The organism is Parafilimonas sp. (assembly GCF_047606085.1).
GTDB lineage: Bacteria > Bacteroidota > Bacteroidia > Chitinophagales > Chitinophagaceae > Parafilimonas.
This window is the reverse complement of sequence record NZ_JASGEX010000070.1, coordinates 1-24869: the sequence shown is the minus strand read 5'-3', so window position 1 is coordinate 24869 and position 24869 is coordinate 1. Positions and strand designations below refer to the sequence as shown.

Genomic DNA, 24869 nt, shown 5'->3' with positions numbered 1-24869 from the left:
CGCTCTCAATTCTCCAGCTTCGTTAAAATATCCTTTTTAAAGCTGTTCCACATTTTATCAAAACTGCCGTTATCGTTTTCTTTCCAGCGCTGAAGCCGGTCACGCATTTTTTGTTTGCGCTCTTCTTTGGCTTCATCAAAAAAATACCGGATAAACTCACTATCCTGCTCAAAAGCAATTTTGTTATACAATGCTTTCAATTTGCCTTCCTGCTGCATGTTGGTTTCTGTAATTTCTTTCTCCATTATTTCCTGCAACCTCAGTTTTTCATCATACGTCCCACCGGGCAATAATGATTTGGCAAGCACAGGCATCAGCTCAATCAATACCAAAATAATAACCAGTAAATAATAACGAAACTGTGCAGCAGCATTGTTTTGGATAATATTATGCAAAGCCTCCGTCTGCGTTAAGAAACCATCATTCATTAAAACATTAAATGCCTGCAATTCTTTTTGTTTGATTTGATGAATGGCGCTTAATGCACTGTCAGCGCTGTTTAGTGCTGGTTGCAATGCAGCATGCAGGTTTTTATACGCATCATCAAGCTTTATATATTCGTCTTGCTTTGCCCGGGCAATATCTTTCAAACCTATTTTACCGCTGCCGCCTGTGCCATCGGTTTCGGCAATAAAAGCGTTACGGCTGGCAGCTACCTCATTATATTTTATATTAAGTTGCTGTTGCATTGATTTTTTGTCCTGCTGCCACCTGCTTATTTCCGGCGCATACAGGCTATCCAGTTCATGCTGCCTGGCAATTTTCCGGTGTTCGTTATCCAATGAAACCTGCACATGAATTTCTTTATTGAATAAATACAGCAATGCCGGTTGCGCCATAAAAGTACCAATGGTAAGCGCCAATATCAGCCTGAAAACAACAGGCAGCATTTTGCGTTTATTGGCGGTTGTAATGCCCTTTATAAGAGCACGGTCAATACTGAGAATGATAAGCCCCATAAAAACACCCAACATGATTGCAGCAATTACATTGCTCACAACCGTACTGAAAAAATAGCCCCATGCAAGTGTGGCAAAGGCCCAGGTTCCCAATACCGCCGCGCCGGTAATGGCATAGCGGTTGCGATCTACCGTACAGTCTTTTATCAACTCTTTTTCAGCAGTTGCCAGCCACCATAAAAACTGCGTGCATGATGAAGGTGCATAATCGTCCCTTCGTAAAAGAGCATGCGTATCCGGTTCCATTACATGAAATTTTACTGGTAAATAATGATGGGTGAAGATTGGGACTTTACTGGAAACGCAGCAATTTAACGTTGATTGTGAAGCTGGAAAAATTTAACAGGCGAAAGTTTGCCTGTTAATTCAACCGGCACGGTGAAGCCGGGCTTATGAATACATTAAAAAAAATTAACCGGCAGATAATTTTTTGGCAAGGCAACCTTTTGCATTCGTCAATCCCTTGTAAGCAAGCGATTCAGGCGGCATGCTTTGCACAGCTAACCATAACTGTTTCTTTTCATAATCATTCAAATCATCTGCTTCATAAAAATACGTGCGTATGGTAAAAAGAAAAGCATTCACTTCAGGAAAGCCAATCATATTTTGTCTTTCCGTTCGTATAAACAACCTGGCGGCATCATTTATCTGCCTTCCCTCCCACGCTGTTTTATTAATGGAAGGCGGCGGCTCCGGGTGATGGTTTAACCTGTTGTCTGTTGCAATGCCCCACGCAAATCTTGTAAACGGCCCCTTTTGAACAATGGATTGAAGCATCTTGAAATAATGCCCAAAAGTTTTTTGCATGCCGGCCACAGGCGCATGCACCGCATCAAAAGGCTTCCCTGTTTTTTGCTGCGGCGACCAATGATTGGGCGAACATACATGAATAGCCGCCAGCCAGTCTTTATTGTTTTCTAACTGGCATATCGCAAAATCTTCCTGCGCCTGGCTGCACAATGCATCAAACAGGGAAATATAATTGTTGTTATACAACTGCATCGTGTTTTTATTCCATGCTATTGCTTCATGCGTTCTGACATTGCAGAAAAAACAATTTCCGCCGCTATCTTCAAATTCAAACAGCGAAGGATATTCTTTCTGAAGTTGTGAAGCTATATAGGCAGTAACCTGTTTAATGGTTGAAGGATTAAGGTTATGCTGGCAGCAGTATTTATGCATGTTTTCATTCCTGCAGTTTTTTTTGTTACCGAGATAAGCATCATAATCCTGATCAATATATGAAAAATAAGTTTATCATATTCTGCTTCCGCTTTTGATACGGGGATTAAGCCCGGCGCTACCGAATAAGCACCTGTAAGAAAAGGCAAATACTTCATACAACTGGAAAATTACCTAAGTTTTAGCAAGCTCAGCACTTTATTAAAATCTCGTATAAAAAGCCAGTTGTATTGCATTATTGGAAGTGTTGGCAGATGCGCCTTTTATATACTGGTTAAGATAACCGGCATCCATATCAAACTTAGCATTAAACCGATAACCAACTGCCCCGTAAACCCTGTTCTGGTCAAACAGTTTGCCATTAAGCATCTCTTTATTCTGAATGTTGAAAAAGATTTCGTTTTGAACAGCTGCAAAAAAACCTTTGGCAAAAGCTGCTTCCTGTTTTGCTATTGGAACAATCAGCCGGGCAAAATAACGGAGGCGTTGAGAAAATATCTGATCAGCCTGCCGTTCAATAAACCGTTGTTCCAGCCTGAAACGGTGCTGCAGCGAAACCTGGCTCAACTTCATGTTATAAATATATTGTTCCCATATACGATTTTCCACGAGTGTGTTTTTTGCCGGATCCGGTAATCTGTTGTAATGGCCTATAAAAGCATAACCCGCAGTTGCATTGCTTTTGGAATTAATGTAAAAGGTAAGGCCCGGCCTTATTAAAACATGCCTTACATAATCCCGGTTATCTGCAGAGCGAACCTGCACATCAGATGTTAAGCCAAAACGCTTTGAGAATTTATACGTGTTAAACCAGGCAAGCCAGCCTGTGTTTTCTGAAATGGTTTGTGCAGCCGGCGCCTTGAAAAGGAAAAAGCTGATAACAATAGTTAATATGATTTTCTGTTTGCGCATGGGTTTTTTGCGCAAGATAATTGCTGATTATTTTTTTTCAGGCTTTTGATCGTATATCTTAACATTTACCGGCTAAGCGCTGCAATAATATCATCCGCGTTTCCCAGTTCCCCTATTCTTGGAAAAATATATTGGATGCTTCGCTCATGCGCTTCTTCCACCCTGTCACTCATGGCATCCAGCGCAAAACTTATATTATAACCAAGCTCACTCGCAGCCCTTGCCGTGCCTTCTACGCCAATGCTTGTAGAAACGCCTGCCAGCACAATGCCGGTAACATTCCGCTTTCTTAATTCTTCGTTCAGCGTGGTTTCAAAAAAAGCATTCCATGTATGTTTGGTAATGAAGATATCGCTGCTTGCTGCGTGGAGCTTATCTGTTATTTTAAACAAGCTTTCATCAGTTGGAAATGCATTCATTGCTGCTTCTTTTCTGGATTGCACCCATGCGGCATTGCCCGGGTTTACATTCACAAAAATCACGGGTAGTTTTTTTTCTTTAAAGGCATCAATCAATTTGTTTGTATTATTTAATACCTTATCCATTGAATGCACAACAGGTGCAGCTACAACGGCATTCTGAAAATCAATTAACACAAGCGCTGTGTTTTTATCAATTGCTGTTATCATAATCTCTGTTTTATTTTATTTAGGATACTGCAGCTTCAACAGATTGTACTGCTTTACCAGCAGGTTCTTTATTTGTTTTTATTGTGCTGATATGGAGAAAACGGAAATGCAATAAACCAATTATTAAAGCAATACATCCTTCGGCTAAAACCGTATTGGGAACGCCGATCCATTGTGATACGGAACCTACGATCAGTCCGCCCAAAGGCTGCATGCCAAAGAATGCCATGGCATAAAAACTGATCATCCTGCCCCGCATGGCAGGGTCTGCTGTGGTTTGAACAATAGTATTGGTGATGGTAACCTGCGACATCATTCCAAAGCCTGTTAACACCGCACAGGCAAGCGCTACCAGATAGTGATGCATATAAGAAAACAGCACAAGCCCTGAACCAAAAATGAGGGTATTAATGGCAAGCACTTTCCGTATATCGCTTCCGGGCTTAAGTGATGCTAAAAAAATGGCGCCGCTTAATGCGCCTAAACCGATCATGCTGTCAATTACGCCAAACGTAGATGCGTTTCCCCTGAAAATATCTTTGGCATAAACAGGCATTAAAGTGGAGAATGGCAAAACAAAAAGGCTGATAAAACCAAGCATGGCGATAATAAACCTCAATTGCTTTTCCTGTTTTAAATAACGCCATCCGTCCTGCATATCCTGTAAAATATTCTTTTTATGATGTAGTATGTCCGCTTTCGGTAACCGCATCATTAACAGGGACGAAATAACCGCAATAAAGCTTAGGGCATTTAACCCGAAACAAAATACATCCCCGAATTTCTCCAGTATAAAACCTGCAATGGCAGGGCCGATCAATCTTGATAAATTAACCATGGAAGAGTTTAAGGCAAGCGCATTGCCAATGTATTTCTTATCTTCTATTAATTCATTCACCAGCGATTGCCTTGCCGGCACATCAAAGGCATTGATGATGCCAAGAACAAAGCTCAGTGATAAAATCGCCCAAACCGAATAATGACCGGAGAGAACAATAAGGGTTAATAACGCAGCCTGTATCATGGAGGCAACCTGCGTTATCAATAATACGCGGTAACGGTTATGCCTGTCGGCCGTGACGCCGCCAATAAAAGAAAATACGAATGAAGGGAACATGGTGGCAAACAACGAAAGCCCCAGCATAAGCTTTGAATGGGTAAGGGAATACACCACCCAGCTAACGGCTGTTTTTTGCATCCATGTGCCCATAAGTGATATGGATTGCCCTAAAAAATATAACCTGTAATTGCGGCTTTTAAACGCTTCGAACGTGGTAATGCCCTTCTTTTGTTTTTCTTCAGTCATCTTCGAAATCAACTATTTTTTTTAAAGGCACAAGCGCTTTTTTAAGAACCTGTATTTCTGCCGCAGTGCAGGTGTGCATAAGCGCCTGGTAAAGCCAGTTATCCTTCTCCTCTCCTACCCGCTTTACCATGGCAGCGCCTTTGGCAGAAAGGGAAATAAATGACTTGCGCTTATCTTCTTTTGATGCCCGCCTGTTAATATAACCGAGCGCTGAAAGGTGATTTAATATTTGCGACATGGATTGCGTGGTTATTTTTTCAGCAGCCGCCAGCTCATTCGGCAGCATTTCACCGGAACGGTTTAATAATCCCATTACCGACCGTTCCGTAAGTGAAAGCGTGATGCCCGTTGCTGAATGCCTGCGGAGTTTTTTAACAAGCCTTGTAACGGTTGTGCGAACTTCGGAAATAAGCTCAAGATCAGATTGCTTTGCCATTTTAGTAAATAAACTTGTAAGTTTACCTTACAAATTTACAGCCTTAAATCATTAAAATATTCCTGCAATTGCCTTTTTTAGATATTTTTAAGGCTTCAGTCATCAGGTTTTACAGAATTGATATTTTTACACGAAATCAAATAACTGTTATGCGAGCAAAAATTTTATTGTTATGCGCCCTCCTGTTTATGTTTTCTTTTTTATACAGCCAGCAAAAAGGATATTACCGCACACCTGCTATTAATGGCAGCACCATCATTTTTACGGCAGAGGGTGATTTATGGAAATATGATTTAAATACCGGCTTTACCATGAGGCTTACTACAGACAAAGGCCTGGAAATAAACCCGGTTATTTCCCCCGATGGAAAACAGATGGTGTTTAACGGCCAGTACGAAGGTATCTCCGAACTATACTTCATGAGCATAAATGGGGGCATACCCAGGCGCATTACTTATGATTTTGATGGCGCCATACAGGCGTATAGCTGGACAAAAGACGGCAAAATAATCTATAGAACATCCGCCCGCAGCTCAATACCTGCTTCCCAAATATTTAAGCTTGACCCTGCAACGCTTGCCAAAGAAATCATTCCCTTATGGCAGGCTTCTTACGGCTGCTATGATGATAATAATATTTTGTTTTTTACCCGTTTCAGAAACCAGGGCAGCAAAACAAAAAGATATAAGGGCGGCCTGATAGAACAGGTTTGGAAATTCAACGGATCGCAGGAGGCCGTAAATCTCACCGGCGATTATGATGGCGCCAGCACCAGCCCGATGATCTATAATAACCGGGTTTATTTTTTATCAGACCGCGACGGCACCATGAATATCTGGAGCATGAATGAAGACGGTAAAGACCTGAAGCAACATACATTCTCGAAAGGCTGGGATATTCAAACGCCATCCATTAACGGATCAAAAATTGTTTATCAGAAAGGCGCTGACATTTGGATGTATGACATCAGTTCAAACCAGGAAAAAATGTTAGACATCAACCTTGTTTCAGATTTTGATCAACGCAAAGCAAAATGGATTAAAAGCCCGGTTGAATCCATATCCAATGCGGATATCTCGCCCAACGGTAATTATGCAGTTATTATAAGCCGCGGAAGAGTTTTTGTATCGCCTGGCAAAAGTGACCGCTGGCAGGAAATAAGCAGGAAAAGTGGTGTTCGTTTTAAAGAAGCGCATTTCATCAATAATAAAAGTATTGCCGCTTTGTCTGATGCTTCAGGCGAATATGAAGTGTGGAAAATGAATGCCGACGGAAGTGATACGGCTGTTCAGGTTACAAAGAATACAAAAACCATCATCAGCTTTTTCAGGATATCGCCGGATGGAAAACAGATTGCCTTTTGCGACAAAAATGATGTATTACGCATTGCTGACGTGGCAAACGGTACTGTAAAGTTCACATTCGACAGTGCTTATTCGGGCATTAATGAACTGGTTTGGTCGCCGGACAGCCGCTATCTTACCTTCTCTCAAAACATAGCCAATCTGAATGCACAGATATTTGTAGTTGATACGCGCAACATGAAGATGCTGCCTTTAACAACATCCAGGCTTAACAGTTATAACCCATCCTGGAGCCAGGATAGCAACTGGTTATATTTTGTTTCAGAGCGGCAGCTCGTTTCGCAAACACGTTCACCCTGGGGTTCACGCCAGCCCGAGCCTTATTATACCAATACGGCAAAGATGTATGCTATGCCGCTCGACAGCGCTGCAAAGTTCCCTTTTCTTCAAACAGATTCATGGTTAACCGACTCTGTTTTTAACCCTTCTGCCAGTGAACAAAAAGCATCAGGCGACAAAAAACAGAAAGGTAAAACAACAACCCCTGCCGAAAAGAATTATAACTGGAGCTACCTGAAAAATATTTTGTATGAGGCGCCGGTTAAAAGCGCCAACATTTATAATATGGCTGTTGCCAATGGCTATTTATACTGGACAGAATCGCCTTCAGACCAAAATGATAACAGCGGTTCCAAATTATATGCTTTGAAAATTGAAGAAAGCAAAAAGTATGAACCAACACTGGTTGCATCAGGCATAAATGGTTTTACGGCAAGCGGTGATGGTAAAAAGCTGTTGGTATTTTATAAAAATAATTCGCTGGCTATTGCCGATGCCAATGGCCAGAAAGCTGATGCGGATAAAACCAAACTTGAACTGGATAACTGGAGTTTTGTGGTTGACCCGCAGGAAGACTGGAAACAAATGTTCAACGATGCATGGCGCATGATGCGTGATTATTTTTATGACCGCAACCTGCACAATGTAAACTGGGCCGCCATACGCGATCAATATGCGCCGCTTGTTGCAAGGTTGACAGACAGGTATGAATTAGATGACTTGCTTAGCCAGATGGTGGGTGAGCTTTCTGCCCTGCACACTTTTGTAACCGGCGGCGACAAACGCCGTTCAGATGATTTGATACAGGCAGGCTTTTTAGGCGCTTTCTTTACCAAAATAGCAACCGGTTTGCGTATTGATCATATTTATAAAAGCGATCCGGATTATCCTGATTTTTCTTCACCGCTCAATAAACCTGAATTAAACATAAAAGAAGGTGATGTTATAACGGCTGTTAATAATGTTGCTGTAAAAGATGAGGCAGATATGGCAACATTACTGGCGAATAAAATTGATGAACCGGTAAAGCTCAGCCTGCTTGATAAGAACAACAAACCTTACTTCCAGGTTGTAAAACCCTGTTCTGCAAGAGATGCAGCTACGCTGCGTTACGAAGAATGGGAACTGGTGAACCGTGAAAAGGTTGACAGCCTGAGCAATGATGATATTGGCTATGTGCACCTGAAGGCTATGACAGGCCCCGATATGGATGATTTTGTAAAACAGTTTTATCCTGTATTTAACCGCAGGGGTTTGATACTGGATGTGCGGGAAAACTTTGGCGGCAACATAGATAGCTGGGTGCTTGAAAAACTATTGCGCAAAGCATGGATGTACTGGCAGGGGCGCGCCGGCGGCCCTACATGGAATATGCAATACGCTTTCCGCGGCCACATGGTAATCTTATGCGATCAGCAAACTGCTTCTGACGGCGAAGCTATAACCGAAGGTTTCAGAAGGTTAGGATTGGGAAAAGTAATCGGCACGCGTACCTGGGGTGGTGAAATCTGGCTCAGCATGGATAACCGTTTGGTGGATGGCGGTATTGCCAGCGCCGCAGAAAACGGCGTGTATGGCCCTGAAGGCAAATGGCTGATAGAAGGCCGCGGCGTTGAACCTGATATTGTTGTTGATAACCTGCCTTATGAAACCTTTAAAGGTAAAGATGCACAGCTTGAATATGCCGTTGATTATTTAAAGCAACTGATAAAGGAACAGCCTGTTGAAGTGCCGAAGGCGCCGGCGTACCCGGATAAATCGGTGAAGTAGGATGAGGGTGGAATGGGTCATTAATCAATGCGCCTATTCCGGGCGCTGTTACGTATTCATCTGTAAAAGGTAAATTTTTGGTTTTAGTAGTCTTCAAACAGATGATGACATTATTTGTTAGATACTAAAATGGCGGTTTTAATATTTTTAAGGCTCAGACGCTACCGGAAATGCTGTCTGCATCTTCAACAATATTATTCTTCTTACGGTTTGGGAACCCATTATCGGGTATAATCCACAGTTTCCAAAAAGCGTTATACCATAATTTACTCCTTAAGGCTCCTGTATGGTGAATACAAATTCATAATTTCTTAAAGTCCGGAAATTATCAACCTGTTAACTTTGCCATCCAAAAAAAATGTTTGATTTTTTGACTTATCTGAGTATCAAAAATGGCGGTAGATCAACAATTAATTCTCCGGTTTACGGAAGGCAGTGACGTAAACAATAGAAATTGTTATGCAAAGCCTGCAGGCCCATTGGAACGGCGAAACCGGTCTGATTGATGTGGGAGGATTGCATGCATGCCTGTTCGCCCTTCGGTCAGACCGCTATCGCGGGCCGGCCGAACCTTGCAGCGGCTGGAAAAATATTTCAGTTGAACTGGAAATTTGATGCTCGTAATCTTTCTTCCGATGCAATTTCCGGGTGCTGATTGATTATTCTCCGTTTCTTTACTATAGGCATAAATTAACCGCTAAGGTTCGTTTATATGGAAAAAGACTGTCTTGTGGTTTGGTTCTAACGGCACTCCTCCTCCATCTGTGATGGATACAGGCAATACATAGTCTATCACATCGGCCGGAAGAAGCGTGAGGTTTATATATAAAGGAATATCAACAGAAGAAGCTCCCTTTGGAATTGTATATGTTGTTTGTTCCAGGCGTACAGCTTCCGCTGGTACGATCTTATAGCCGGTTTGTTTTTCGCTGTTCATTGAATCCAGCGCCACGGAATCTGTTTCTACGGTAAAATTAAGCGCCTTTTTAAGGCCGCCGGCAATGCTTACAGAACCCACCAAATGCACCTGCTGAAAGTCTGTAGTATCAATAGGATAAAATTCCGTAAATCCGCCGGCGGAAAGCATCAGGTACGCGCTGGATGCATCTTTATTATCAACAAATCCGCTTTTTGAACAGGAGACAATGCATAGTTGCAGCAGCAATACACAGCCCGTAATGGAAAAATATTTCATAGTTACATTATTTTCTTATTAATAAGTTGAATCCCATATCTCTACATCTGACACACCAATTGTAAGCGGAAACGTAGTCTCCGTATTGAACATATATACGCGGAACCAGTTTAAGGCAGTATAATCTGTGCTGCCGCCCGTACTGTTGGCATCAGCAAAATTCAGTTTCAGCAGGTTCCAGCCTGCTGTCAGGTTTAATTCTGAAAGTATAATAGGGAAAGTGGTTTCCTCCACATCGGGACCGCTGCCGCTGCCTATTTCAAACTGCCCTATTTCTGCATCCTGGTCATACGCTTCAGGATCTGAAATATAAAACCATAAACGGAGCTGGCCGTTTACCTGGGTCACTTCCGTTGCCACAACAGTATCCGGCTGATATTGTATAAGCTGCAGGGTTCCTGATGTGATTGTTGATTTTACCGAGCCATATCCATTCTGTGTATCATCAGGGTCGAACCACATGCTAACCCCTCCCCAATACTGTGAATTACTTGTATTGGCAAACAGCACCGGTGCAACCGCAGGCCCTAAAATAGTGACGTATCCTAAAGAAATATGGTTAGCGCAGGCTGTATTGCCAAGCATCGCCTTATAAACAACATAGCTGCCCGCCTGGCTGGCTGCAAGATTGATGATACCTGTAGTGGAATCCAGCACAAGGCCCGAATCTTTGGTGTAGAACAGGCCCGGAATATCGGCCCCGCTAATGTATGTGGGCATTATGGTATCGGGGGTAATGCCTTCTACATACCGGTACGTGGAATCCTGGTAAGTAAATTCTGAATCACAGAGCGGAAGCGTTTTGTCCTGCTTTTTACAGGATGTTACAACACAGATACCTATAAAGAACAATACAATAATAATTATCTGTATAAACGGTTTCAATTGCATGGCTTAAAATTTTAAATAACTAAGGTTTTACCAGCCGGGGTTTTGTTCCAAAAGTGGGTTTTTATTAATTTCTGACTGGGGTATTGGAAACAGGTCCCATTGCTGTTCTATGCGATACCTGGTGCGTACCGGCACTACTTCATAATTAAGTGTATTGCCGCTTTTGGTTATATACATTCCATGAGTGGTTATATTGAAAGCCTGCACCCCTATCTTCCAGCGGCGCACATCCCAAAAGCGGTTGTCTTCAAAAGCCATTTCTATCAGGCGTTCATGACGGATTTTTTCGCGCATTTCATCCTGGCTTAACCCTGTGGGTAAATCCGGTAACCCGGCGCGGCTCCTGATGGCGTTTACAGCAGTGTACACTTCTGAAACAGGCCCTGAAGCTTCATTACGCGCTTCTGCGAAATCCAGTATTACTGTTCCCAGCCGGTACAATATCCAGGTAGCATAACGGGTATTACCCTTGGTGATTATAACCGATTCATCTAAGAATTTGCGTATAAAATACCCGGTTTGGGTACGGGTGTGCTGCCCTATGCCGATGGCATCGGTGCCGCCTACAAATGTTTCAACTGAGCGTCCCTGCCAGGCAGCGCCATTATACAGGATGGATGCGTAAAAGCGCGGTTCCCTGTTATCATAAGGATTGGCAGGATCATAACCCGAAGCAGTGTTCACGGAACCGTCACTGTTAAAAGGCGCCAGGCCGTTAGACATTTCATAGGCATCTACTATTTCCTGCGTGGGGTTAAGCCCGGCCCAGCCACTATACCCGTTAGGCTCCAGGTAAAGATTCATGGCATTGGTAGAGCCTGCATTATAGGCATAAATAACTTCCTGGTTATAATTAGACAAAAATAGATTCTGGTAACTGGCGTACAGGCCATATCCCAAATCGGCGTTGCTGATGATTGCATACGCGGCATTGGCTGCAGCGTCCCACCGCGCCAGGTCATTATCGGGATTATACAGAGGGCTTGCATAGAAAAGCAGCGCTTCGGCTTTTAAAGCCAGAGCCGCCCCTTTCGTGGCCCGGCCTGTTTCCGAATTATAAGGCGTAACCGGCAATACGCCCGCCGCCGCATCGGCCATGCCAACAATATAATTAACACATTCTTCGGCTGATGCCCTGGGCAATTTCAGGTTGTCATTTACGCTAAGCACTTCGTCAACAATAATAAAGCTGCCATAGTTTTTAAGCAGTTGCATATAGAAAAATGCCTTTAAAAAAGTCGCCTCCGCTTTCCGCTCTGCTATTAAAGCCGCATCCCCCGGCACATTATCAATATTTTTCAGGTAAATATTCGCTGCCCTGATATAAGCGTATTCAAACAGCCAGTAGTCTCCTAAAGGATAGTCATAAGCGCTTTGCTGGCCGGCATTGAAATCGTAGGCCCCTGCTATCAGGTTTCCGGATTCAGCCTCATCTGTTGTTGCGGAAAAAGGGGAGATGTAAAGCTCCGAACTTTTGTACACAGACCCATACAGGTCTGAATATACATTGGTAAGAAATTTATCCGCCACCTGCATATCGGCAAATGCTTCCTCCTCGGTCATTAATTCATCGGGCTCTTCAAAAAATTTCTTGCAGCCCATGCTGCAAAAGAGCATTAATATGCTTAAAAAGCTAAATATCTTTTTCATTATATACCCAGAGGTTTTATTGATTAAAAATTTGCATTCAATCCTATATTTATTACCCGCTGCTGCGGATAACTGTGGTTACCCGACCAGGAAGGATTTTCGGGATCGGTGAGCTTTACTTTATCCCAGGTAAGCAGGTTGGTGCCATTGGAATATATTCTCAGGCTGGTTAACCCCGCTTTTTGCATAAACCTGGCCGTACAGGTATAGCCAATTTCAAAGTTTTTAAGGCGCACATAATCCCGGGGGCGCATCCAGAAGCTATTCAGGATTTGGTTATTGGCATTATCGCCCACATACAGGCGCGGGTAAGTAGCCGTGGCGGCGGTTTCCGGCGTCCAGCGGTGCAAATGCCATTCAATTGCTTTACCGGTTCCTCCCCTGAACTCCCATGTGGGAAAATTGTCCAGGAAAATAGTTCCATGCGCAGCGCCCTGAAACAACAGGCTCAGATCAAAACCTTTATAGGAAAAACGGCTTTGAAAGCCAAACATAATTTCCGGTATTGCCGGGTTATAACCCAGTGGCACTTTGTCCGTTTCATCAATCACGCCATCGCCGTTGATGTCTTTGTATTTTATATCGCCCGGGCGTAGGGTAGATGCCGATACAAAAGTGGGTTTGGCGCTGTTATCAATATCTTCCTGGCTTTGGAAGAACCCTGTTGCCACATATCCAAACAATTGCCCTACTCTCTGGCCGGTCTGCCGCAGGTAAGCATACTCTTTTGCTTCCTCATCCATATACAGCACTTTATTGCGGGCATAGGTGAAATTGCCGCCAAATTCATAATGAAACTTGTGAGCCGGGTCATTTTTATAGTTAAGCTCAAAATCTATCCCCTTGTTTTCCACTACGCCAATATTCACAGAAGGAAGATCCGAACCGGACCGGCCCAATATATAGGATGTGGTTCCGCTGGTAGTAAGAATATTGTCCCGCTTTTCATAAAACACATCGCCTGAAAAAGTGATCCTGCTCTGCAAGGCGCCAACATCTATGCCCACATTCGCTTTACGCGCCCTTTCCCATTTAACGGCAGGATTAGCCAGCGCACCTTCCGTAATGCCCGGGTATGTTCCCTGCATAAAATCATAGCCGGTGCCCGAACTAAACGTTTGCAGGTACAGGAAGCGCCTGCTTCCCAACTGATCATTGCCCGCCTGGCCATAAGAGGCCCTCAATTTCAGAAAATTAACCAGCTTGCCTTTTCCGTAAAACCCTTCGCGGGAAATAACCCAGCCCAAAGAATAAGAAGGGAAAAAACCGAAACGGTTCCTGGCCGGAAATTGCTCAGAGCCGTTATAACCCATATTTACCTCTCCAAAATATTTTTGTTTATAAGCATACGTAATGCGGGCAGCCGTTCCCATATAAGAAAAAGGCAGATCATAAGTCGCATCATACGTTACCTTCCTGTTCTGATTAAACAACACTAAGGCAGTAACATCATGAAAGCCAAATGTGTGGGCATAATCCAATGCCGCTTCTATATTTACCATCCGGTTAAAACCGTAGTCTTTTGATGTGCCCAATTCAGTTTCAGAGCCGATTGTATTATATGACCCGTCATCCAGCAACTGATATACAGCATAACCTCTTGTGCGGGATATATTATAATTGGCCTGGCCATCAAAAGAAAAAGAAGCCCTTGCGTTTAATCCCGGTGTAATAAAATCCAGCTTATGGGCCATCTTATAGGTGCCCTGCAGCATGGTAGCATAATAATTACGGTAGCCGGAATAAGCGATCAATCCAAGCGGGTTTTCAGGCTGTGAAGCATCGCCTGCAAGGCTGCCGTCTGCATTTCTTACCGGGTAGGTAGGCGGTATCCTGTTCAGTATCTCGAAGATCAGCCAGGTGTCCCTCCCGGGATAATTTCGGTTTTCCACCCGGCCTGCCAGGTCAAGCCCGATGCTGAACTGATCGGTAACATTTATATCTATGTTCGAACGGAAATTATACCTGTTGTATTTCACATTACTGCTGTAGGGATTCAGGTCGGAGAAATTGTACATCCCCTCCTGGGTAAAGGCGCTGGCAGAAACAAAATATTTCACCCGGTCGCTGCCACCCGATATATTCAGGTTTGCCCTCGACATGGGCGTGTTTCGCTTTAAAAATATTTTTAACCAGTCTGTATTGGAATACAGGTAAGGGTCTGCTCCTATTTTGTAATATTCAAGATCCTTATCACTGTATTTTGCAGGCAGGCCGTCATTAGCCAGCGCCTCATTGTACAGCCGGGCATAATCGTATGAACCTACATATTTTGGCAAGCGCATGGTGTTTTGCCAGGCCCGTTCAACACTGAATGAGATGCGTGGCTTTCCGGAGAAACCCCTTCTTGTGGTAACCAGGATAACGCCATTAGCGCCACGAACGCCATATAACGCAGTGGACGAAGCATCCTTTAAAATACTTACGGTAGCCACTTCATTAGCATCTAACTGCGCAAAATCACGCCCCAGCACACCATCCACCACTATCAGCGGCGAAGCATCGTTAAAAGTGGGCGTGCCACGTATATACAGGTTGGAAACATCGCCGCCGGGCTCGCCGCTCATCTGAATGGCTAACAGACCGGGCAGCCGGCCCGCCAGTGCGTTGGCCAGATTGGCCACCGGGCTTTGACGCAGGTCCTGGGTGCTTACCGAAGAAATGGCCCCGGTAAGGCTTACTTTCTTTTGCTTGCCGTAAGCCACCAATACCACATCGTCCAAAGTGGCTGCATCGCCGGGATATAGAGTAATATCAATTACCGTGCGGTTGCCAACTTCCATATTCACCGTTTTATAGCCGACATACGAAAAACTAAGTGTATCATCAGGAAGCGCAGTTACCGTATATTCTCCTGCGGCATTGGTGGAGCTTCCGGCATTGGGTGTTTTTTTAGGCACCACCGACACACTGGCAAGGGGCTCTGATTTAGGACCCATCACTTTTCCTTTAATGGTTATTGGCCCGTTATTTTGCGATATGGCAATAATGGGCAACAACATGACGGCTGCGCAAAACGGCAGCATATAGTTTTTAGCAACCCGGATGCAGAGAGTAATGGACAAGCGAATCATTATTTATTGTTTTATGTTTATTACGTCAGTTAATGTGATCAGTTAAAACATGATCTTCAACCGGCACCGCAAGGGCCATTAAAACTGTCTGGAAAAGTATCAATCATCATCATCGCACTGTTTTATTTTGAAGAAGGTATTGTTTATATAAGAGGAAAAACGAAGAAGGATTCAGCACTTTAATACTGCTGTCTTTCTGCTCCAGTTGCTGAACTACCTGTTTGTACCATAAAGGTGTTTTCAGGATACTCCGGAACCAGTGAAAAGGAATATTCCGTTTATGAACACGATCAATAATATGATCGGCCGCTGCAGACGGATCATCCTCGACTATATCATCATCAGCCGCCAGCACCGGCATACCATACCGCAGGCCTGTAAGCTTAAATTTTTGCGGTACGATCCCGTCTTTACTGAACACGGAATAACTCCGCAGAACATGGTCATTCATAGCAGGCGCATCGCCGTCAACAATAAAACCGGTAATGCTTATATCCCATCGTTTATAAAAAGGTTGTTATGCGCTTCCCATGCCTCAGCGCCATCCGGCAGGCCTGAAATATCCCGTGGAGCCTGCAACATACCGGGGTTCAGATAGCCGGCCCCATTATCTGCAGCGGCGAAAAAATCATTTGCCGTCGCTGTCTCCCGCATATAGTCCAGCGCCATGGGCGCCCTTCTTTCCAAAACCGGGCTAACAGACCACATTAAAGGCACTTTACCACGGCTGGAATCGTCCCATATAAATGGTATTTTTTGATACACCCATGAGGCGGCGTCATAATCTCCCGCATAAAAAACCACAAAATTTTTGTTGCCTGTTTTGAATTTTCCATTGGCAGCAAGCAGGCCCTGCTTTTTCAGAGCTTCGATGGTTGTACGATTTTGAGGATAAGATGATTTTAAAGGGAAATGCGCCCAGAAAGAAGCGTTGGCCATAGCGCCATAACCAATGGCATCGGCATCCTGAAAAGCATTATAGGCGCTGATGAGCCGGGTATATTGCCATTCTGTTTCCACGTCCTGGTGTTTCCCTCCCGCATGGCAAGTATATTTAAAAGCCCAGGAAGGGAACCCGCCTATATGCAACATTGCCTGGCCGCCATTTTGCGCATAAGCATATTGCAGCAGTAATTTTAAAGTAGCGTAATCAGTACCTGCGGCCTGCCCGGGATCATCTGTAGCCGGCTCGTCATCCCAGGGAGAAAGGTCAAAAAAGAAGCCCTTTTTGCTTACAAAAAAATCGTGATTGGTTAAAGTATGATGATTGGCCGGCGCACTGCCCGGTTTTTGCATCCAATACTGATCAATGTAATAAGCGGCATACGCGGTATTGCATTTTCCCGTTTTCAAATACTGCCTGATAAACCAGCGATATGCATCATTTTTGGCCGAGCCTGTGGATGGCAGCCCTGTACCGGGAATGATACCTGAGCCTGTAAACAGGGATGATCCGTCTTTATTGACCAGCCATTGTTTTACTGCAAAGCCCATTGATATCAATTTTGTATAAATACTCGTGGGCGAAGTGTCGTAGCGCACTGCAATTAAATCTTCAATACCCGCAATGGAGGATGCAATATTGCTGGTAGCCGCCACAGCAGGATCGTACACAACCAATCCTTTTACGCGTTTTTTATAACAAACAAAAGCTTCGTCAATATTGTTCAGTTGCACCACAGGCCTTGCTGACAGCCATTTTCCGGGCTGCCGGTATTTATCCAGCCAGTAGTCATCAATGCTCCTGCCATCCGTTACAATATATTTTATGTAAAAATCCGGGCTGTTCCTGTTTACAATTCCCTGGAGCGTGGCAATGGCATGAGCCGCATCCCATATCACTTTAATGCTATCTGCATTTTTATAACTGCTGCCCAGAAGATACCGCAGATCCAGCACGGTTATGGCGGCGCGCTGATCAGCAGGCTGCGGGCCGTTATGCCGGCGCTGGCACAACCCATGCTGGTAAACGGCCCCTATAAAAAATAATATGAACAATTTCCTTTTCACTGAAATATATAGCAAAGCGGCGTAACCTTATACTTGTATATACATGAACATCCTACCGGTTACAGCATTTAATTTTTGGTATTGCAACAATCGTTATCAAACTTCACGCTTCAAATATAATTACTTTATTTTAAACTTGTATATACAAGTTTGATTTTTTAAAAAAATTTTTTTCTAACCCGATACGTTATTCCACTTACGGTTGCATGGGCGGGCGTATTTTTTATTTATCGTTCCTGCTCATTGAATACGGCACATCCGCATCGCTGATCCCCCGGGCTTTATTAGGTTGTGCATCCATTTCAAAATCAACAGTCATTCCTTTTTGCATGCTGCTAAAGCTCAGCCAGTTTTTGGTATATGGCCGGCCGTTTACCTTAGCCGACTTTATATACCGGTTTTGATCGTTGTTATCAGGAGCATTAATGGCTATTTTTTTTCCGTTTTCAAGGTAAATTGTCACCTTTTTAAATAAAGGCGTTCCTATTACATATTGGTCCACGCAGGATGTTACAGGATAAAAGCCCAATGCAGAAAAAACATACCATGCGCTGGTTTGACCATTATCTTCATCGCCACAATAACCGTCCGGAGCAGGTTTATACATCCGGTTCAAAGTTTCCCGTACCCAATACTGCGCCTTCCAGGGCGCGCCTGCATAATTATATAAATAAGTCATGTGCTGTATGGGCTCATTGCCATGTGCATACTGGCCCATGTGCGCAATCTGCATTTCACGTATTTCATGAATCACCGTACCATAATAACTATCGTCATAAGCCGGAGGCAGGGCAAAAACAGTATCGAGTTGTTTCACAAAATTCTCTTTGCCGCCCATCAGGTCTATTAATCCCTGCACATCCTGAAACACGCTCCATGTGTAATGCCAACTGTTGCCTTCCGTAAAAGCATCGCCCCATTTGAATGGATTAAAGGGTGTTTGAAAAGAACCGTTTTTATTTTTACCTCGCATCAGGTTATATTCCGCATCAAAAAGATTATGATAATTCTGTGAGCGTTTTTTATATATTTCTGTTTCTGCCTCAGGTCTTCCCAGCGCTTTTCCCAACTGGTAAATTGCAAAATCGTCAAAGGCATATTCCAGGGTACGGGCTGCACTTTCATTAATCTTTACATTATATGGAACATAGCCCAGCTCCTTGTAATAAGATATCCCTTTTCTGCCTGTAGCGTTGGGCCCTTCATTATTGGCGCCATGCAGCAGCGCCTGGTACAAGGTGTTAATATCATATCCCCTCAGACCTTTTATATAAGCGTCTGACACTACTGCAGCCGAATTATTGCCTACCATAATATTGGTGTAGCCCAGCGCACTCCACTCAGGCAGCCATCCGCCTTCTTTATAATCATTTACCAGCCCGGCCTGCATTTCTCTGTTAATGGAAGGCGCGAGTAAATTCAGCAACGGGTATAAGGCCCTGAACGTATCCCAAAAGCCGATGCCTGAAAAACGGTATCCGGGATATACTTTACCGGTATGCGGGCTGTAATGCACCGGTCGGTTTGCCGCATCCATTTCATACATCTTATGAGGGTAAAACATCGTACGGTACAAACAGGAATAAAAAGTGCGCAACTGATCTAAAGAGGCTCCCTCTGTTTCAATCCTTTTTAAACGATCATTCCATAACTTCTTCGCCCTGGCCATTGTTTGTTCAAAGGCGTCTCCAGCCACTTCCCGTTTATAATTCAATTCAGCCTGCTCAAAACTGATAAAGGAGGTAGCGATACGCATGTGCACCTGCTCTCCTCTTTGTGTTTTAAAACCTATAATTGCCCCGGCATGATCTGCCTTCGTTTCCAGGCCCGTTTCATTCAGCTTATTCCCTTCCCAGGTATGCGCGTTATCGAAAGGCCTGTCAAAATAAATAACAAAAAAATTTTTAAAGTCAGGCATGTGCCCAAGGTCATGTTGTTTGGTGGAATAACCGATAACCTTTTTTTCTGAAGGAATTATTTTAATATAAGAACCGTTGTCAAAAGCATCTACCACAATAAAGGCGCTGTCGGTTTTTGGAAACGTAAATCTGAATTGCGCACCCCGGTCGGCAGGCGTACATTCAGCGGTTACATTATAGTCTGCCAGATAAACACTATAATAGTAAGGTTTCGCGGTTTCCGCTTTGTGCGAAAACCAACTGGCCCGGGCATCCTGATCAAAAACCATCTTACCGGTTACAGGCATTACAGAAAACTGGCCATAATCGCCAATCCAGCAGGAAGGCTGGTGTGTTTGTTTAAACCCGCGTATTTTATCCGCATCGTAAGTATATATCCACCCATCTCCCATCCGGCCGGTTTGTGCGGTCCATTGGTTCATGCCCCAGGGCACGGCTACCGCAGGGAACATATTGCCGGTGGAAAGGGCCGGTTTTGACATAGTGCCCATTAAAGGATTTACCAGTTCTGCAGGATCATTTAACTGGGCGGTTACCACAAGCTGGCTGCAAAGCGCCGCCATCAATAGGAGGCTGCACCGGTTGAAATATTTCATGTGCTTATTTTTTATAAATCAAGAGATGCTGTATCCCTTCAATTGCAAAAATGACCGTTCGTTTCATCCGTAAATGTTTGTTTTTTTAATGGTCTCATGCCTGTCCCGAACTTGCTTCGGGAGAACCTTGCTATATACCTGCCTCGCCGGTGAGAAAAATTATCATGCTCTGTTTCATTCGTACAAGTTTGATTTTTCAATGGCCTCATGGAACCTCGCTATGCACATTCCCCTGGTGTGAGAAAAAATTATCATGCTCGGTTTCATCCGTATTTTTTATCCCTGTCGCTTCATTACTTCTGGTTTTTATCTTATGCCCGATGGCGGTGCGGCATCATCCCCGCTGCCCCACTGTTTATTAGCCACAGGCCCCATCTGCAATTTTAATACGCCGCCTTTTGCCAGCGCTTCATGCGTGAACCAGGGTTTGTTGAGTGCAATTCCATTTAACGATGCCTCCTGAATATATTTATTTTCTTTACTGTTGTCTTGTGCAGTAATGCGAAACTGTTTACCGTTGGGTAATTGAATAGTAATATTGCTAAATACCGGGCTGCCGATATTATAAACCGGCACACCGGGCGTTACCTGGAAAAAGCCCATCATGGAAAATACAATAAAGGCGCTCATGCCGCCGCCATCCTCATCACCGGGCATTCCAAAAAGATTGGCCGGGAACCAAGTGTTCAGCAACATTCTTATGCGTTTCTGCGTTTTCCAGGGAGCTCCCAGGTAATTATACAAATACGGAATATGAAACGAAGGCTCATTGCCCATTACAAACTGCCCGGTGAGGCCCGATGCATCAGGGAATATTTGCCAGAATTTGAATTTGGGCAAGCCTGCATCTTCCCTGAATAACTGATCCAGTTTTTCTTCTGCCTTCTTCTTTCCGCCCATCAACTGAAATAATCCCGGCCAGTCGTGCATTACATCCCAGTTAAATGTATAGCCGTTAAGCTCAGTAAAGTATTCCCTGCCGGCAAGTTTGGGATCAAAAGGCTCAATCCAGTTGCCGTTCTTATCCTTAGGCCAAACAAATCCTTTATCGGTACGAAATACATTCTTATAGTATTCGGATCTTCTCAAAAACAATGCACGGTCCTGGTCGCGGCCTGCATAAGGCGCTAATTGTGCAATGCACCAGTCGCTGTAGCTATTATCCAGCGTTACAGATACAGCCTGCCGTTTTTCCCATGCCGTATCCACCTGTTTAACCGTTTCCCGCGCACCCGGAGCCAGGCCGGGCATATATCCATGCTCATTGTAAAAAGAATCCAGCGATGTGGCCGGCCCATTGTTCCAGGGCAGCAGTGTAGATTCCAGAGAGCCTTTTCGCATGCCTTCATACGCTTTCTTCGCATTAAAACCGCGAAGGCCTTTCATCCATGCATCCGTTATCCAGATAGCCGCATTATTACCTGTCATAGCCGGCCAGTCGCCAAACACCAGGGCAAAAGATGGCATCCAGCCGGTTTGTTCATACATCGTAATATAAGAATGAATCTTGGCGGTTTCTTTCTCAGGATCGAGGATTATATGCAATGGTTCCAATGCCCTGTATGTATCCCACAACCAGTTATCAACATAGAAAGGCTCATTATCGTTATGCACCTGGTGATCATAAGCGCTGTAATATTTTCCATATTCATTAATATTCACCATTCTTTCATAGCAGCGATACAGGGCAGTATAGAAAACTTTTTTCTGATCCAGGCTGCCTCCTGTTACCTGTATTTTGGAAAGTTCCTTATCCCATATCTTATACGCTCTTGTTTTAAGGGCCGCAAAATCCCAGTTCTTTATTTCCTGCTGCAGGTTATACTTTGCCTGTTCCGCACTGATATAAGAGATGGCATAACGGATACCTACGGTGGCAGATTCATCGGCAACATGCGCCAGCAGCAACTGCCTTCCGCCCTCTTCTTTCCGCTTAAGATCAAGAATGTCTTTATCCAGTTCTGCATAGAAATAGGCTTTCATGCCGGCAAAATCTTCTGATCCGCTTATAGTACGCTTGTCTGCCACAGTAAGTGCGCCATTTTGGTTTAAGGTTCCAAACCGCAAATAATGCGCTTCATTGCCTTTGAACGATACACGAAAAAAACCGCTTCTTTCCGCAGTAGTATATTCTACTTCATCTGCACCATCTTCTGATGTTACCCTGTAATAATATGGAGTGGTTGTTTCGCTTTCAACTGTGAGCTTTTTTGTCCAGATACTTTCATCCAATCCGCCGCTCACCGGCAGAAAGGAAAAATTCCAGTAAAGCCTGTGCGATGCCACGTTTAAAGGAAAATGGCTAACCTGGTCGTCAAGCTGGTCCTTTTTAAACGGATACACCCGCAGCATGCAATTAGGTAGCTGTACAGTAGGGCGCACAGGCTCAAGGATGATGCCTACGCCGCCAATGGTGGGATCAACATATTGCAGGTTGGATGTGGTTATCTGCTGCCCGATACATTGTACAGAAGCCAACATGAAAAAAAGTGTCCAGTGTCTCATTCGTAAATGTTTGATTTTTCAATGGTCTCATGGAACGCCTTAGTATAATTCCCTGTGAGAAAAATATTTTACATGGGCATGTCTTTATCTTATGCTGTTATAAATGACGACCGGTATCCATAAAGGGCAGGCAGGTTCAGGCAGGCCTGTAGCGGCAGGATGCCTTCAGACGATGTGGGCTGAAACAGGCTGGCGGCAGCCGCGCACACGCCATAGTTCAGGCTTTCCTGCATTGCCATCCCCTCATGAATGCCCAACAAAGCGCCCGCAGCAAAAGCATCTCCGGCGCCTACGGTTCCCGATATTGTGCCTGCCGGCAATTGCAATCCCGGCTGAAACACCTGCTCGCCGGCTGCGCTTACGGCAACTGCGCCTTCGGGAAAATGAAGCACTGCCCATTTACGCACGCCCATTTCAATAACCTGTTCTGCAGCCTGCCAACAGCCTTCCATGCATATACTCGTTCCTTTATATGTTGTAATGCCTGTGAGTTTAAACGCTTCAAACTCATTGATAAAAAGATAATCAAGCCAGGGTAGTGCGGGCGGAATTACAGAAGCAAACCGGTCGCTGTTTTCGCTTACAATATCTGCTGATGTAATAAAACCCTCATCTGAAGCACGCTTCAGCACACGCGCCGCTCCTGTAATGCCCGTTGCATCTGTACGATCCAACTGATCCAGCAGCAGCAAATAGCCCAGGTGAAATATTTTAGCACCTGATATAGCAAAATCAAACCGATGCTCATCCAGTAATGCATTTGCGCCCCGCTGGTGAAAGAAAGTTCTTTTTCCTGTAGCTTTTACTGTCATCACATCTGTATAGGAAGTATGCGCCGCCTCTGTTTGCCTAAGTTGCCTGGTATCAATGCCCATTTGCCGGCATTCTTCCATAATGGTATTTCCCCTTTCATCCGCGCCCAGCAGCCCGATGGCTTCCATCGGAAAATTGGCGCCGAGTTTATATAATGCCTTAAGCAGGTTATAGGCAGCACCGCCGTTGCTGCAATACTCTTCCGTAATATTGGCCAGTTTTTCCTGTTCGGGAAAGCAATCCGTTATTTTCACCTGGTCGGTAATCCAGTTGCCGCCTGCCAGGATCCCTTTTCGCATAATATTATTTTTGTATGGTTCAAAAAACAGTTTTTTCATCGGCCAGTAACGCAGCAGCTTCTGCGGGTGTTGCACCTTCGTGCACAATGGCCATCAGCGCAGCCGTCATGCCCGCCGGGTTTGCATGCTGAATCACATTTCTGCCATAAACAATTCCCTTTACCCCCTGCTGCATTAATTCAAAGGTTCTGCTTAAAATTTCTTCATCGCCTGCCCTGCCGCCGCCACGCACCAGCACCGGTATGGCGCCGGCGGTTTCAACCACTTTGTGATATTCATTAATTGCATCCGTGGGATCGGCTTTAATAATGTCGGCGCCTAATTCCACGGCCTGCCTTACCAAAGGAACGATCTTTGCCACATCGCCATCTACCTGGTATCCGCCGGCTATTTCGTTAGGCCGGAACACTAATGGTTCTATCATTAACGGCATGCTGTAATGGTCGCAAACCGGTTTTATTTTAAGAATGTTCTGCATACACTGGTCAGTTACTTCCGGCTGGCCGGGTATCCGGAACAAATTCACCACCACACAGGTCGCATCCAGGCGAATAGCCTGCTCCACCGGTTTTTCTATCATCCGGCTAAAGAGCGCACGTGGCAGTACATTGCCATATACATTGGCAACATCGGTCCGCAGCACCAGGGCTGGTTTTTGTTTACCTGGTATAGATTGCAGGTAATGGGCCTGCCCTGTTGTGAGCTGAATGGCATCGGGGTTTGCATGCACCAGTATGCTGATGGCTTTGTGAATATTTTCAATTCCCTGGAGAAAAGGCATTTCATTAAAAAAGCCGTGATCAATGGCCACATCAAAACAATTACCTGATCTGCTGTTAAAAAGCCTGTTTAATTTAAAAGTCTTCATCTGTATATTTTTTATTTTTCAACACAAAAAATGGTATTAGCCAGTTGCTTTCCTGCGCATACAATAGAGTCCGAAAACAGCAATATAGCAATAGCACAAAAGCGGTAATATATATGAGCGCTGCAGGCCGGCCCAGTCAGCAAGGCCGCCCTGCAGCAACGGAATTAAAGCGCCGCCCAGGATGGCCATAATAAGCAGCGAGGAGCCCTGGT

General features: G+C 44.4%; 18 protein-coding genes. 2 read left to right on the top strand and 16 right to left on the bottom strand.

Going from position 1 to position 24869, the window contains the following annotated elements; all coding sequences use genetic code 11:
- Positions 1 to 5 precede the first annotated feature (5 nt).
- From QM629_RS06455 to QM629_RS06430, 6 genes are all read right to left on the bottom strand, one after another.
- Positions 6 to 1205, bottom strand: a complete 1200-nt coding sequence (locus tag QM629_RS06455; RefSeq protein ID WP_415158377.1) for a DUF4407 domain-containing protein — start codon at positions 1203 to 1205, stop codon at positions 6 to 8.
- Between the two features lie 165 nt (positions 1206 to 1370).
- A complete protein-coding gene (locus tag QM629_RS06450; protein WP_415158413.1) occupies positions 1371 to 2198 on the bottom strand; it encodes a heme-dependent oxidative N-demethylase family protein in 828 nt (275 codons plus the stop codon).
- 144 nt (positions 2199 to 2342) lie between these two features.
- Positions 2343 to 3053, bottom strand: a complete 711-nt coding sequence (locus tag QM629_RS06445) for a DUF2490 domain-containing protein (RefSeq protein ID WP_415158375.1) — start codon at positions 3051 to 3053, stop codon at positions 2343 to 2345.
- Between the two features lie 65 nt (positions 3054 to 3118).
- Complete coding sequence (locus QM629_RS06440; RefSeq protein ID WP_415158373.1) at positions 3119 to 3682, bottom strand: isochorismatase family protein; 564 nt, start codon at positions 3680 to 3682, stop codon at positions 3119 to 3121.
- 19 nt (positions 3683 to 3701) lie between these two features.
- Positions 3702 to 4988: an MFS transporter gene (locus QM629_RS06435; protein ID WP_415158371.1), complete on the bottom strand. Its 1287-nt coding sequence runs from the start codon at positions 4986 to 4988 to the stop codon at positions 3702 to 3704.
- Positions 4981 to 5424: a MarR family winged helix-turn-helix transcriptional regulator gene (locus tag QM629_RS06430; RefSeq protein WP_415158369.1), complete on the bottom strand. Its 444-nt coding sequence runs from the start codon at positions 5422 to 5424 to the stop codon at positions 4981 to 4983. Before QM629_RS06430 ends, QM629_RS06435 begins: the two co-directional genes overlap by 8 nt.
- A 149-nt stretch (positions 5425 to 5573) precedes the next feature.
- Between QM629_RS06430 and QM629_RS06425 the strand changes: the two genes are divergently transcribed.
- Complete coding sequence (locus QM629_RS06425; RefSeq protein WP_415158367.1) at positions 5574 to 8837, top strand: S41 family peptidase; 3264 nt, start codon at positions 5574 to 5576, stop codon at positions 8835 to 8837.
- Between the two features lie 459 nt (positions 8838 to 9296).
- A complete protein-coding gene (locus QM629_RS06420; protein WP_415158365.1) occupies positions 9297 to 9452 on the top strand; it encodes a hypothetical protein in 156 nt (51 codons plus the stop codon).
- An 82-nt stretch (positions 9453 to 9534) separates the two neighbouring features.
- Here QM629_RS06420 and QM629_RS06415 read toward each other — a convergent pair whose 3' ends face one another.
- The 10 genes from QM629_RS06415 to QM629_RS06370 all read right to left on the bottom strand — a co-directional run bounded on the left by QM629_RS06415 (position 9535) and on the right by QM629_RS06370 (position 24657).
- On the bottom strand, positions 9535 to 10032 hold the full coding sequence (locus QM629_RS06415; protein WP_415158363.1) for a DUF1735 domain-containing protein: 498 nt from the start codon (positions 10030 to 10032) through the stop codon (positions 9535 to 9537).
- Between the two features lie 18 nt (positions 10033 to 10050).
- Positions 10051 to 10923, bottom strand: coding sequence for a hypothetical protein (locus QM629_RS06410; protein WP_415158361.1), 873 nt, complete (start codon positions 10921 to 10923; stop codon positions 10051 to 10053).
- A gap of 27 nt (positions 10924 to 10950) precedes the next feature.
- The gene (locus QM629_RS06405) at positions 10951 to 12573 is read right to left on the bottom strand and encodes a RagB/SusD family nutrient uptake outer membrane protein (RefSeq protein WP_415158359.1); all 1623 of its coding nucleotides are present in this window, start codon (positions 12571 to 12573) and stop codon (positions 10951 to 10953) included.
- A gap of 23 nt (positions 12574 to 12596) precedes the next feature.
- Positions 12597 to 15647: a SusC/RagA family TonB-linked outer membrane protein gene (locus QM629_RS06400; RefSeq protein ID WP_415158357.1), complete on the bottom strand. Its 3051-nt coding sequence runs from the start codon at positions 15645 to 15647 to the stop codon at positions 12597 to 12599.
- A 109-nt stretch (positions 15648 to 15756) separates the two neighbouring features.
- The gene (locus tag QM629_RS06395; RefSeq protein WP_415158355.1) at positions 15757 to 16098 is read right to left on the bottom strand and encodes a hypothetical protein; all 342 of its coding nucleotides are present in this window, start codon (positions 16096 to 16098) and stop codon (positions 15757 to 15759) included.
- A 38-nt stretch (positions 16099 to 16136) separates the two neighbouring features.
- Positions 16137 to 17657 (bottom strand): hypothetical protein, encoded by a 1521-nt coding sequence (locus QM629_RS06390; protein WP_415158353.1) that lies wholly within the window; start codon positions 17655 to 17657, stop codon positions 16137 to 16139.
- Positions 17658 to 17880: 223 nt separating this feature from the next.
- Positions 17881 to 20172: a GH92 family glycosyl hydrolase gene (locus QM629_RS06385; RefSeq protein ID WP_415158351.1), complete on the bottom strand. Its 2292-nt coding sequence runs from the start codon at positions 20170 to 20172 to the stop codon at positions 17881 to 17883.
- Between the two features lie 306 nt (positions 20173 to 20478).
- Positions 20479 to 22677 (bottom strand): GH92 family glycosyl hydrolase, encoded by a 2199-nt coding sequence (locus QM629_RS06380; RefSeq protein WP_415158349.1) that lies wholly within the window; start codon positions 22675 to 22677, stop codon positions 20479 to 20481.
- A gap of 89 nt (positions 22678 to 22766) precedes the next feature.
- Positions 22767 to 23789 carry a carbohydrate kinase family protein gene (locus tag QM629_RS06375; protein WP_415158347.1) on the bottom strand — a complete coding sequence of 341 codons (1023 nt, stop codon included), beginning with the start codon at positions 23787 to 23789 and terminating at the stop codon, positions 22767 to 22769.
- A gap of 19 nt (positions 23790 to 23808) precedes the next feature.
- A complete protein-coding gene (locus QM629_RS06370; RefSeq protein WP_415158345.1) occupies positions 23809 to 24657 on the bottom strand; it encodes a class I fructose-bisphosphate aldolase in 849 nt (282 codons plus the stop codon).
- Between the last annotated feature and the right edge of the window lie 212 nt (positions 24658 to 24869).